The sequence below is a fragment of the Chryseobacterium sp. FH2 genome (genome assembly GCF_001045455.1).
In the GTDB taxonomy this organism is placed as follows: Bacteria; Bacteroidota; Bacteroidia; order Flavobacteriales; family Weeksellaceae; genus Chryseobacterium.
This window is the reverse complement of record NZ_LFNE01000013.1, coordinates 25,167-37,955: the sequence shown is the minus strand read 5'-3', so window position 1 is coordinate 37,955 and position 12,789 is coordinate 25,167. Positions and strand designations below refer to the sequence as shown.

General features: G+C 35.8%; 9 protein-coding genes. 2 read left to right on the top strand and 7 right to left on the bottom strand.

All coding sequences use genetic code 11. The features are described from left to right. Positions 1-2: 2 nt before the first annotated feature. Positions 3-338, bottom strand: coding sequence for a twin-arginine translocase TatA/TatE family subunit (locus tag ACM39_RS16970; RefSeq protein WP_048512242.1), 336 nt, complete (start codon positions 336-338; stop codon positions 3-5). Positions 339-627: 289 nt separating this feature from the next. On the opposite strand from ACM39_RS16970, the gene ACM39_RS16965 reads away from it, so the two are divergent. After that, a complete protein-coding gene (locus ACM39_RS16965; protein WP_048512241.1) occupies positions 628-1,569 on the top strand; it encodes a hypothetical protein in 942 nt (313 codons plus the stop codon). A gap of 77 nt (positions 1,570-1,646) precedes the next feature. On the opposite strand, the gene ACM39_RS16960 is transcribed toward ACM39_RS16965, so the two are convergent. Together ACM39_RS16960 and ACM39_RS16955 are read right to left on the bottom strand one after the other, a co-directional pair. Further along, a complete protein-coding gene (locus tag ACM39_RS16960) occupies positions 1,647-2,864 on the bottom strand; it encodes a TCR/Tet family MFS transporter (RefSeq protein WP_048512240.1) in 1,218 nt (405 codons plus the stop codon). A gap of 146 nt (positions 2,865-3,010) precedes the next feature. After that, positions 3,011-5,920, bottom strand: coding sequence for a protein translocase subunit SecDF (locus tag ACM39_RS16955; RefSeq protein WP_048512239.1), 2,910 nt, complete (start codon positions 5,918-5,920; stop codon positions 3,011-3,013). A 217-nt stretch (positions 5,921-6,137) separates the two neighbouring features. Here ACM39_RS16955 and ACM39_RS16950 point away from each other — a divergent pair, with 217 nt between their 5' ends. Beyond that, the gene (locus ACM39_RS16950; protein WP_048512238.1) at positions 6,138-7,505 is read left to right on the top strand and encodes a PQQ-dependent sugar dehydrogenase; all 1,368 of its coding nucleotides are present in this window, start codon (positions 6,138-6,140) and stop codon (positions 7,503-7,505) included. A 78-nt stretch (positions 7,506-7,583) separates the two neighbouring features. Here ACM39_RS16950 and hemN read toward each other — a convergent pair whose 3' ends face one another. From hemN to ACM39_RS16930, 4 genes are all read right to left on the bottom strand, one after another. Beyond that, positions 7,584-8,942, bottom strand: a complete 1,359-nt coding sequence (gene hemN, locus ACM39_RS16945; protein WP_048512237.1) for an oxygen-independent coproporphyrinogen III oxidase — start codon at positions 8,940-8,942, stop codon at positions 7,584-7,586. Positions 8,943-9,050: 108 nt separating this feature from the next. Next, complete coding sequence (locus ACM39_RS16940; RefSeq protein WP_053073344.1) at positions 9,051-9,947, bottom strand: sialate O-acetylesterase; 897 nt, start codon at positions 9,945-9,947, stop codon at positions 9,051-9,053. Positions 9,948-10,025: 78 nt separating this feature from the next. Then, a complete protein-coding gene (locus tag ACM39_RS16935; protein ID WP_048512236.1) occupies positions 10,026-11,048 on the bottom strand; it encodes a WD40/YVTN/BNR-like repeat-containing protein in 1,023 nt (340 codons plus the stop codon). A gap of 54 nt (positions 11,049-11,102) precedes the next feature. Further along, positions 11,103-12,632, bottom strand: coding sequence for an APC family permease (locus ACM39_RS16930; protein WP_048512235.1), 1,530 nt, complete (start codon positions 12,630-12,632; stop codon positions 11,103-11,105). Positions 12,633-12,789 lie beyond the last annotated feature (157 nt).

Here is a 12,789-nt window from a genome sequence, read left to right as displayed (position 1 = left end):
TTTTATCGGCTTACTGGTCCTTCGTAGGTATCGTCATCTACAGGTTTAGGTTTTGGAGGATCATTAGATGTTTTCGGCTCTGTAATAATATCTTTTTCAATATCTTTCATCGGATTGAAATCTTTCGCAGCATCTTTCACCTTTTCAATCTCACGCTTAATTTCGGAAACAGGATTATCCGTCTCTTTCATGATTTCTGTTTTGATGTCTTCTACTGCACCACGCATTTTTCTCACACCTGCTCCAAGATCACGTGCAATTTGTGGAAGTTTATCCGGTCCGAATAATACAACGATTGCCACAGCAATCAGTGCCATTTCTCCAATGCTTAATTCCATTCCGCAAAATTACGAAACATTATACATATGTTATGCAATTCTGTAATATTTTAAACAAATTTTAAGAAATATAAAATATGGCATTGGTTTTAAGTCTTGAAGTTTAAAAGAATCTACTGCTTGTAATATTCAGAAATCCTTATCCATTCTCTGTTTAATGGCAATCTTGATATCTTCTTCTGTTTTTTCTGTTCATTTTTTCAATATTACAAATAATTAATTCACATTGAATAGATTTATATTAAAAATTTTATTATTTTTAGAAGACAAACCATTCAAATATTTAACTATGAAAAAATTACTAAACACATGTAAGATTTTTGCTGTACTATCAGTGTTAATGCTTAATAGCTGCCGAAATGAAGACAGTGAAATCCAGTCACAGGAAACAGTTTACCAAAAAGTGACGGTTGCAGATTTAAAGAATGAAATCATCCTTTCTGGCCAAGCCCTGCCTGAAATTGTCCAATCCCAAATCAATACTTCAAAAATTAATCTTGAAAAGCATTTAAAAAATGAATTACAGATTACGGGAATAACTGTTTTAGGTAAAATTTCAACATCAAAAGGCCTTGAAATATCTCAGAACTTAATTTCGCAAAAAGATAATTTTATAGCGGCCGGAAATATTGTAGAGCCAGAAACTGTAAAAATCGGAAAAATACAGAGCTTAAATTCGGGAGAGGAACTGAATATCGCTCAAACCGAACTGAAAAATTTATTTGGAAAAGAAATTACAGTTGATTCAAACGTAATTGAAATTTCATGGGACAATAAAGGTGAAAAATTTACTTCACTTTGTTTTTATAATGATTCGGGGATTATCTGGGACAATATTCTCGGCGGATTGATAATGATGGATCAAAGAGGAAATGCCGAAACTTCAGACGCACAGTCAAAAGTTTCTTCAAAATGGTACAAACAATGGTGGACAGCCAACTGGCTTTGGGGCTCTAAAAGAGGAGAAATCGGTTATAAAATTACCATTTACTACTCAGGTTCCACAGTTTCCAATGTAGATGTAAGCGATTGGGGAAGCATCAGTCTAGGAAAAGCAAAAAGCGAAAGTAAGGTGACCAAAAAAACGGGAGCTTACGGACAGTGCAGATATGCTCTCGGACTTTGCACGCCTACAGGTTCTTTAAGCTTTAACTCAAGTAATTTTTCGGTATCATTCTCTGGACTGGGAAGCAATATCGTGAGCAATGGAACAAAATCACTTTATCCATAATACTTCTTTTTTTCATACGCAATGCAAAACGGGAAATCAAATTATGATTTCCCGTTTTATATTTTAGTTTTTATTCCTTAACGTCTTTCTTTTTGAAAATTGATATAAGTAATAACCACGCTTATTGCCATTAAAATAAATGCTAAAAAGAATGGTGCTCCTGAAAACTTGAACGGAGCCTCGTCATGCGTAAAAAAATAGAACAAGTTTGTCATCATTGGAGGTCCGATAATTGAGGTTGCACTCATTAAACTGGTCAAGGCACCCTGGAGCTCACCCTGCTCATTTGAAGGAACACTTTTCGTAATGACCGACTGAAGAGCCGGTCCGCAAATCCCGCCTAAACAGTAAGGAACCAAAAATGCAAACATCATCCATCCTTCCGTAGCAAAGGCAAATAACAACATCCCGATAGCATAAAGAGCTAGACCATAATAAATACTTTTTTGCTCACCCAACTTTGGAGTTGTCCACCTTATCAGCACACCCTGAACCAATCCAACCAATAAGCCTACAACTCCCAAAGAAATCCCTACCATCCTTTCATTCCAGTTGAATTTATACATCGTGAAAAAACTCCAGTTACTTTGTACAGCATGTCCCGCAATATATATTAAAATAAGCGAAACAATTAATCCGGAAATTTCAGGATGCTTTCCTAAAAATTTGAATGAGCCCACAGGATTTGCACGTTTCCAGCTAAACTCTCTTCTTTTGTCCTTATCTAAACTTTCAGGAAGAATAAAATATCCATACAGAAAATTCAACAAGCACAATCCGGCAGCAGCATAAAAAGGAACTCTTGCTCCATAATGTCCTAAAACTCCGCCTAAAACAGGCCCGATGATAAAGCCAAGCCCGAAGGCAGCGCCAATTAAGCCAAAATTTTTCGCTCTGTCTTCGTCCGTTGAAATATCCGCAATATAGGCACTCGCTGTTGTGACACTTGCTCCTGTAATTCCTGCAATAATTCGTCCTAAAAACAGCCACCAAATTGATGGGGCTAATGCCAGAAATATATAATCTACTGCAAAGCCGAAAAGTGAAATTAAAATAATAGGTCTTCTCCCAAATTTATCACTCAGGTTTCCCACTACAGGTGAGAATATAAACTGAGTAAAGGCATACGCAAAACCCAACCAGCCACCATATTTTGCAGCTTCACTTATATCCGCATGAATAAGCTCCTCAATAAGCTTCGGAACCACCGGAATGATGATTCCCCATCCCGTAATATCAATCAACAGCGTAATAAATATAAAGCTCATCGCAGCTTTTTTCCTTGAATTTTCCATAATCATGCAAAAATAATCAAATCAGGAAAATAATGATTCTAAATTATATTATTTAGATGTCGGAAGTTAATTTTCGGATTGAAGATTCAGTTCAAAAAAAAGCCTTTCAAAATTGAAAGGCTTTTTCTTATTTACTGTAGTATAAATTATTTTGAAGCAAGAACTTCTTTGCTTGAAGTCGTTTTACCATGTACTTCATCTTCTTTTCCTGTTTTCAGGAAGTCGTAAGCAATAGCTGACGCGATGAAGATAGATGAATAGGTACCAAACCCGATACCGATTAACATCGCAAACATAAATCCTCTCAAGTTATCTCCACCAAAAATGAAGATTGCCAAGATTACCAAGATTGTAGTAAATGAAGTATTGAATGTTCTACCTAATGTACTGGAAATAGAATCATCAAACAATCCGGCCAATGTTAAAGATTTTTTCTCTCTTAAATATTCTCTAATTCTGTCGAAGATAATTACCGTATCATTGATTGAATATCCTAATACCGTTAAAATTGCAGCAATGAAATCCTGATTAATCTCCATATTGAAAGGCATATATTTATGAAGCAATGAATATGCTCCCAAAATGATAACCGCATCGTGGAATAATGCTGCAACAGCTCCAAGAGAAAACTGCCACTTTCTAAATCTTAATAAGATGTATAAGAAAATACCTCCTAAAGCAGCAACTACAGCAAGAATACCGTGCGTTTTGATATCATCGGCAACCGTAGGACCTACTTTTTCAGAAGAAATGATTCCTGCGTGGTCTTTGTCAGCAGATTTGAAATCTGCTAAAGTTATGTTAGCAGGTAAGTTTGATTTTAATCCTTCAAATAATTTCTGCTCAACCGTTTGGTCAGCTTTCAAAGATTCATCTTCGATTAGATAATCCGTAGAAATTTTTAATTGAGTATCATTTCCAAAAGTTTTCGCTTCAACGGAAGAGTTTTTACCATCTTCAGTCTGGAATACTTTTACTAATTTTTCTTCAACATCATTAGCATTTACAGCTTTATCGAATTTTACAACGTAGTTTCTACCTCCTGTAAAGTCAATTCCGTATTTGAATCCGTGAGTTGCAATCGAAACGATACAAACAACCGTTAAAACAGCAGAAATAATATATGCATATTTTCTTTTTCCGATGAAATCAATCCAGGTATTTCTGAATAAGTTCTTCGTAGGAGGAGTCCAAACCGAAAGGTGTTTTCCTTTGTTTAATCTACTGAAGATCATTACTCTTGAAAGCAATACTGAAGTGAATAATGTCATTACGATACCAATCATCAACGTCAATGCAAAACCTTTAATAGGTCCCGTTCCGAAGAAGAATAATACTATAGCCGTTAATAATGTAGTCGTGTGTCCATCGATAATTGCGTTTAATGCATGTTTGAAACCATCTTTATAGGCTTCAAGAATGCTTTTACCCGCAAATAATTCTTCCTTGGTTCTTTCATAGATAATTACGTTTGTATCTACCGCCATCGCCATTGTAAGTACAATACCTGCGATACCAGGAAGGGTAAGTGTAAAGTCTCCGGAATCCATGATTCCGAAAATATAGAATAAGTTGATAATCATTGCAATTACCGCATATACACCTGCACCACCGTAATAGAAAATGATATAGACGATAATAATCAGGAATGCAATAGCAAATGAAATAACCCCTGCATTAATAGATTCTTGTCCTAATGAAGGCCCTACTACAGTAGCCTGAACCACTTTCGCGCCTGCAGGTAATTTACCCGCTCCTAAAACGTCCACCAACTCTTTAGCTTCTTCCTGAGAGAAATTACCAGAGATCTGCGTTCTACCGTTAGGAATAGCATTTACAACATTCGGAGCAGTATAAACTCTTCCGTCCAATGTTACAGCTACAGGCTTACCTACGTTTTTCTCAGTTAAGGTTTTCCATTCTTTAGCCCCTTTAGAATCCATTTGCATATCTACCACTACCCTGCTCAGCTCATCATAACCGATACTGGCAGTTTCCACAGCACCATCTACCGGAGCTTTTTGGTTGATATTCCCTCTGATAGCATATAATACTAATGCATCAGGACTTGTAGCTTCCGGCTTATATCCCCACATGAATTGGGTATATCTAAGATTGGCTGGTCTGGCAGCTATAGCTTCTTTAGAATTTAAAAATTTAATTACTCCTGCTGTATCGGTAAGCTTTACATTACCTACACCATTTGCTCTTAAAGAATTAAGCTGTAAAGACTCTATTAATCTTAAAGTTTTATGATTATGCAGTGAATCATTTTTTGCATTTATTATATTCTGAACCTGTTCAAAATAAGGAAGAACTTCATTTACCTGCTGTACTTCCCAGAATTGAAGTTTCGCAGAAGTCTGAAGCATTTTCTTCACTTTATCAATGTCCTTCATACCAGGCATTTCCACAGAAATTCTAGCCGTACCAGGTACTCTCTGAACATTTGGCTGAATGGCTCCAAGCTTATCAATTCTCGTTCTGATTACCTCAAACGCGGTACCTACAGAAAGATCAATTCTTCTTTTGATAATGCTTTTCACCTGATCATCAGAAGTATTGTATTTGATTTCAGAAAGGTTGGTATTTCCGAAAAGTTCTGGGTCAGCAAGCTTTAGGTTTGTCCCCTTTGCTTTGTTGATAGCATCGAATTGTTCGAAGAAATTATCGATGTAAGATTTTGTAGAACTCTTCTGAACTTCATCAGTTTTGTTCAAAGCCTCGATAAGAATTGGGTTGGTAGAATAATTCGTTAAATCATTTACCAAGTCTCTCTGGTTAATCTCCAAAAGAACGTTGATCCCTCCTTTCAAGTCAAGACCAAGTTTCATTTCTTTGTCTTTAGCTTTTGAATAATAAAGTTTAGTGAATCCTAAATTCAAAGTATCCTTAGAAAGTCTCGCGATCTCTTTCTGGTACTTTTCCGGATTGTCTCCTGCAATAGCAGTCGCCTGCTTTTCAATTTTGCTGGCGTACCACGTTGGTAATAGCTCGTTTAAGCAAATTAACCCTAGTACAATAGCAACAATTGTAATAAGTCCTTTTCCTTGCATTTTGTTATAACTACGTTAAATTAAGTCGGCAAATATAATCATTTTATTGAGTTTTATGAATTTTTAACAACAGAAATCATTTATTTTCAGATATATCGGCAACCTTATCTCTATTAAGTATTTATTAATTTTTGCAGCCTATTTTAATTAATTTTATAATTCTGATTGGTACGAAATTTTCATCTATTTTCTCCAAACCACTAAATATCAAAATATTATGAAAAAACTACTTTTTACATTAGGTATTTTTTCTTCCTTAATTCTTAATTCCCAAAGCATTAATTTAGAAGAATTTGCTACAGGACTTACCGCTCCTGTTGAAATTACAAACGCGAATGACAGCAGGTTATTCGTTGTACAACAGAATGGAATCATTAAAATTATTCAACCTAACGGGACAATTAATTCTACTGATTTTTTAAACATTAGTTCGAAAATTCTTTATGGCGGTGAAAGAGGACTTTTAGGATTGGCATTCCACCCACAATACTCTTCAAACGGGTATTTTTTTGTCTATTATAACAACACAGCGGGCAACATCATTGTAGCAAGATACTCTGTGAGTTCCGGCGATTCTAATGTAGCCGACCTATCTTCTGAAAAAATTTTATTAAACATTCCAAAACCATTTGATAATCATAATGGCGGAAGTATTCACTTTGCACCTGATGGATATTTATGGGTGGTAACCGGCGACGGAGGCAACGGAGGCGACCCGAATAATAATGCTCAAAACAAAAATTCCCTTTTGGGAAAAATGTTGAGAATTGATGTAAATTCGACAGCAGCTTATAACATTCCTGCAGATAATCCTTTCATTGGAGGAATTGAGGGAGCAGATGAGATTTGGGCTTACGGGCTTCGGAATGCGTGGAAATATTCTTTTGACTTAACCACTGGAAATGTATTAATTGCAGATGTTGGTCAGGGAGCTATTGAAGAAATCAACAGAATGCCGCTCACAGAAGCCGGAATCAACTATGGATGGCGCTGCTATGAAGGAAATAATGCTTATAACACCGCTGGATGTGCAAGCTCTGCGACAATGACTTTCCCAATTGCTGTTTATGACCATTCCGGAGGCAAATGTTCTATAACTGGCGGTTATGTTTACAGAGGGACACTCTACCCTTCACTTCAGGGAAAATATTTCTTTGCAGATTATTGTTCTACACAAATTGGAATTTTAAACTCTGATAATTCAATCACCTGGACATCGGCATATTCAGGAAATAATTTTTCAACTTTTGGACAGGATTATCAGAAAGAATTATACATTGCGGCAGTCAATAACGGTAAAGTTTATAAAATCACTACGGGAACTTTAGGTACGCAGGAAAATAATAATTTGGGTCAGATTAAAATTTATCCCAATCCTGCTTCCACAGAAGTCTTTGTGAATGGCATTAAAGATAAAAAGGTAACTGCAGAAATTATCAGTGCAGAAGGCAAAAAGGTTCTGGAAGCCGGCTTAATAAATGATGGCGAAAGTATTAATATTTCCGGAATTCCTGCAGGTGTTTACTATATTAACCTAAAATCTGGCGGATTAAAATCTTACAGCCAGAAATTGATTATCAAATAGAGTGATAAACAGTAAAGCCGCTTCAGTTCCGTTTAATATCTTCAATAAAAAGCGATTCAAGACTGAATCGCTTTTTATTTATATTGTCATTGAAAAAATTCTTGTTTCGGGTTTATTTCTCATCATTCTCAAGTCAAAAACCATGGCAACATTTCGGGTAAATGCTCTTCCTTTTTCTGTAATTTTGATTTGATGATCGTGAATTTCAACCAACTCATCATTTTCCATCTCTTTCAGCATTTCGAATGCATTATTCAGTTCAGGGAAAGAATTATCAACATCAAAAGTGGTTTCAAGCTGACACATTAAATTTAAAATATGCCTTCTAACCGTAAGATCTTCATCATTCAAAATATGCCCTTTCACTACAGGAATCTCCCCTTCTTCTACCATTTTCTGATATTCTTCCACCGTTTTTACATTTTGAGCGAAAGCATACCAGGAATCTGAAATTGCGGACATTCCCAAACCAACCATCAATTGCGTATTGCTTGAGGTATATCCCATAAAGTTTCTGTGAAGTTTTTTATGAGTTAAAGATTGGTACAAATCATCATGTTCCAAAGAAAAGTGGTCCATCCCAACTTCGATATAGCCTAAATCCTGCAATAATTTTTTACCATCTTCATACAGACGGCGCTTTTCTTCACCACTCGGGAGATCATTTTCATCGAAACCTCTTTGCCCGACACCTTTTACCCATGGAACGTGGGCATAAGAGTAGAAAGCTAAACGATCAGGTTTTAATTCCAATGTTTTTCTGATGGTATGTTCCATCGCATCCCAATGCTGATGGGGAAGCCCAAAAACCAAGTCATGACTGATTCCTCTGTAACCAATCTCTCTCGCCAGTTCCGTTACTTCTTTCACATTTTCAAAAGGCTGAATTCTGTTGATTGCCTTCTGAACCTTCGGATCATAATCCTGGACTCCAAAACTTACTCTTCTAAAGCCTAAATCATATAACGTCTGAAGATGCTCTCTCGTTGTATTATTGGGGTGACCTTCAAAAGAAAACTCAGGATCGTCTGCAATATCTACCGTTTCAAAAATCCCAGTCAGTAATTTTTTCAGATTTTCCGGAGAAAAAAATGTTGGTGTTCCCCCACCCAAATGCAGCTCTTTCAATTTTGGTTTTTCATCAAAAAGCTGAAGATATAAATACCATTCTTTTAAAACACTTTCCAGATAAGGTATTTCAACGCTATGCTGTTTTGTAATACGCTTATGACATGCACAAAATGTACACAAAGCTTCACAGAAAGGTAAATGAATATAAATAGAAATCCCTTCTTTCGAGTTTGTTTCTCGAAAAGACCTTACCACACTCTCCTTCCACTTTTCCGGCGAAAACGTATTCTCATCCCAGTAGGGAACTGTAGGATAAGACGTATAACGCGGTCCGGGAATATTATATTTATCAATTAAAGAATTCATTCCACATGTAAAATTTGTTCTGAAATCTCAACGAAATTTCATTCTGTAAAATTAAATATAACTTATGAATTTTGAATCATGAATTATATTAGGGTTTTCTATCAGTATTTATTTTATAATGAGTCTAAATACTTCATCTGCGAAATTCCTGCCTAAATCAATATAACCCGCACTGTTGTAATGCCACGGATCATCGCCATAACCGTAGTTTTTAGTTGAACGGACAATTGCAGCTTTTTTGTCATTGAGAACAAATTTTTCCTGAGCGTACTGAACGAGTTCACCCATTTTCCAAACTCTGCCGGATTTATCTTTTCCTGAATCCGAAATTTTCCCGACCACAACAGGTAAATCATCTGTAAGCAAAGCAGCTCTCATTTGATTCATTAATATTTTTAAATGATTGTAATATTGATTGGCAATTTCTTCGTCATAGCTCGCATCTCCCTCACCCTGCATCCAAAGGATACCGGAAGGAATAATTTCATCTTTCTTTCCGTTTCCATCAATATCTGTTTCTGCCAAAGCATTTTTTAGCGTTTTCAGGAAATTATCATACTGATTAATCCCATTTTTACCGTTAAAATCAGCATCCCAACATCCGAAACCTGCAGCGGCAAGACTATCAATGGAAGTTCCTTCTCTTGCATATTTTATTAAAGCAATTTTATCATTCGGAAAAAGCTCTTTCATTCTTTTAGCAAAAGATAATTCCAACCCAAATCGGTCTGAAAGTATATTTGTTTTTCCGTCAGATTTAAAACCCGTGCCGTTTCCTGGTTTCAGAATATCCCATTTTCCGACACCTCCATTCAAATCTCCGTCAGGAACAGAGTTTCCCTGAAAAATATAAACGTCTTTGAAATTCTTTAAATCATTCGGAAGATCTTTGTTGTAACCAAAACCGTTCATATTTGACTGCCCCGCCAGAATAAAAACCCGTATTTTTTGCGTATAAAATAAAGTGGGAATTAATATCAAAAGAAATACTTTAGCAAGTTTCATATAGAAATTTTAATCAAAATTAAATAGAAGAAAGTTTAAAAGAATATTGTTTACAGAGATATGCTCTATCTTGAGAATCTAAAATTTCAACTTCATCACAGAAATTCTATCTTTCCCTGCAAAAACAACTGTATTTTCATCAATCCATTTACAAACAAAAAATCCTTTTTCACCGGAAATCTTTTTCCAGGTTTTTCCAAAGTCCGAAGAGTAGCTGATATGTTGATCACCAACGGAAATTATCTCTTTCCCCCAAGAATCCGGTTTAATTCTTACACAGGTTGTATATCCTGCGTTTTGTCCCGAAGCCTGAATCTTCCAAGTTTTACCGCCATCATTTGTCGTCGCTATATTATTGATGTTTTCATCTTGTTGGGTATAATCTCCTCCGACGGCAATTCCGAATTTATTACCTGCAAAATCTATGGAATAAATTCCTTGTGAAGATCCACCCTGAATCATTGGCGTTTCATAGGCTTTCCATTTACAAGACCCCCCACTTTTAGTGTAAATCCGGGACTTTTTACCTCCTGTTGCAATCCAGAATCTATTACCATAACGGGAAATATTAGTATTACTTGCCGCAAATGCAGCTTCCCCTTTTTCAAGTAAAGGCCAGTTTTCACATGCTCCATTTGTCCATTTTGTTCCGTTATCTGTTGAAAATGTAAGATTTAATTTTTGAGTAGAATCAGGATCACTAAATGCTATTCCCAAATTGTGACTCATCAGCAAAGCATCATAAAATGCAGTTTTGGTGGTATCTGTGTGCACAATTTTATACGTCAAATCTTTTTTATCAACCTTAAAAAAATAAGCCGGACTTTCAATATTAATCGCATAAAACGAATTATCATCCTGAGCGAGCGTCCGAAACTGAAGTTTTTTATCAGAAAGTTTAATCTGATACTGATTCTGAGGATTTCTTAAATCAACAAAGCCAAATTTAGAATCCGTTCCGCTGTACCAAACTTTATTATCATAAATTTCGATAGCCCTGATACTTATCTTATCATTAAGAATAGTTTCAAAACTTTCTACCTGCTGAGAAAACACAAATAGTCCCAGCGTAGAAAATAAAAAAGAAAAGATTTTTTTCATAGTATACAAAAATAAAAAATCCACAGAATCTGTGGATTTTTTATTTTGTTGTTTTTATAAATCTAAGTCAGGTTTTTCCAAAGGTTCCTGTTCAGCTTTGAAAGTCTCCCCATAACCTCCGTTTTGGAGTTTGGAATGTTTTTTACTATACAGGAAGTAAATAATGAAACCAATAATTAACCAGGCAAAAGAATATAATTTAGCCTCATGACTTAAGTTAAAAATCAAATATACATTGATTGCTATCCCCAAACAAGCAATTACAGGTAAAGCCGGAACTTTGAAGTTTCTCTGTAATTTCGGTTCTTTTACTCTTAATACCCAAACTGCTACACAAACCATTGTAAATGCGAACAATGTTCCGAAACTTGTCATATGAGCAAGGTCGTTAATTGGAGTTAAAGAAGCTATAACAGCAATTACCACTGACAAAATAAGAAGATTCTTAGTAGGAACTCCTGTTTTGGGATTTACTTTCGAGAATGTTGCAGGAATTAATCCATCTTTAGACATTCCCAGGAAAATCCTTGACTGGCCCATTATCATCACCATTAATACTGAAATCAAACCTACTGTTGCAGCAATTGTAATAATATATCCTGCCCAGGCCTGCCCAGCGATATCAAATGCATAAGCTACAGGAGCTTTGATTGCATCAGGATATTTACCAAGCGGATTGAAGTCTGTATAATGCATCATTCCTGTCAGAACAAGAGATACCAAAATATATAAAATGGTACAGATAATCAATGAAGTGATGATAGCAAAAGGCACATCTTTTTTAGGGTTAATGGCTTCTCCGGCCTGTGTAGAAACCGCATCAAAACCTACATAGGCGAAGAAAATCGCCGATGCTCCGGCTACGATGCCACCGAAACCATAAGCTGAGTGAGAGACTCCGTTTTCTGTAATTGTAGTTGGATCCGGAATGAAAGGAGTCCAGTTTTCAGGATTAATAAAAAAAGCTCCTGCAATAATTACGAAAATAATCGCCGAAACTTTAAGCATTACGATAAAGTTATTTGCCTTTGCAGCACCTTTTGTTCCTCTAATCAAAATTGAAATTACAAAAAATACGATCAAAAAAGCAGGTAGATTCATTGAAAATCCAGAGTTTCCTGCTGCCAAATACGTTTGCGGATCCGTAGTAAGATAAGCTGGCAGATGGAGACCAAACATCTTGAGAAGTTTGGCAAAGTAACCTGACCAGGAAACGGCAACCGTCATAGATCCCATCGCATATTCCAAAATTAATCCCCAACCGATAATCCAAGCGAAAATTTCTCCTACCGTTCCATACGCGTAAGCATAAGCAGAACCTTCAACCGGAAGAATAGAAGCAAACTCTGCATAACACAAAGCTGCAAACACACAAGCAATTCCTGCAATTACAAACGATAAAGCCAACGCAGGCCCTGCATTATAATAAGCTCCCGTTCCTGTAAGTACGAAAATTCCACCACCAATAATTGCTCCAATCCCAATAGCAGTAAGGCTCCATTTTCCTAAAACGCGTTTCAACTGGCTCTTTTTGATATCAGCTTCATAGGCGCTCATTGGTTTTTTAACCCAAATTTTAGACATATTTCTTTTTTATTTTAAGATTTACGAAAATATAAAAATTTTATAACTCTGAATGTTTATTGACAAACTTTCATCATTTAATTTAAACACAAAAGATTAAAACCTTGATTTACATATTATTTAAATCATTTTAAAATATGTGATTTTTTGCGTATTT

Bases quoted from the DNA above. Each gene is read 5' to 3' on its own strand.
- ACM39_RS16960 (WP_048512240.1), bottom strand. From the start codon at position 2,864: ATGGAAAATTCAAGGAAAAAAGCTGCGATGAGCTTTATATTTATTACG.
- hemN (WP_048512237.1), bottom strand. From the start codon at position 8,942: ATGAATTCTTTAATTGATAAATATAATATTCCCGGACCGCGTTATACG.
- ACM39_RS16950 (WP_048512238.1), top strand. From the start codon at position 6,138: ATGAAAAAACTACTTTTTACATTAGGTATTTTTTCTTCCTTAATTCTT.
- ACM39_RS16955 (WP_048512239.1), bottom strand. From the start codon at position 5,920: ATGCAAGGAAAAGGACTTATTACAATTGTTGCTATTGTACTAGGGTTA.
- ACM39_RS16965 (WP_048512241.1), top strand. From the start codon at position 628: ATGAAAAAATTACTAAACACATGTAAGATTTTTGCTGTACTATCAGTG.
- ACM39_RS16935 (WP_048512236.1), bottom strand. From the start codon at position 11,048: ATGAAAAAAATCTTTTCTTTTTTATTTTCTACGCTGGGACTATTTGTG.
- ACM39_RS16970 (WP_048512242.1), bottom strand. From the start codon at position 338: ATGGAATTAAGCATTGGAGAAATGGCACTGATTGCTGTGGCAATCGTT.
- ACM39_RS16930 (WP_048512235.1), bottom strand. From the start codon at position 12,632: ATGTCTAAAATTTGGGTTAAAAAACCAATGAGCGCCTATGAAGCTGAT.
- ACM39_RS16940 (WP_053073344.1), bottom strand. From the start codon at position 9,947: ATGAAACTTGCTAAAGTATTTCTTTTGATATTAATTCCCACTTTATTT.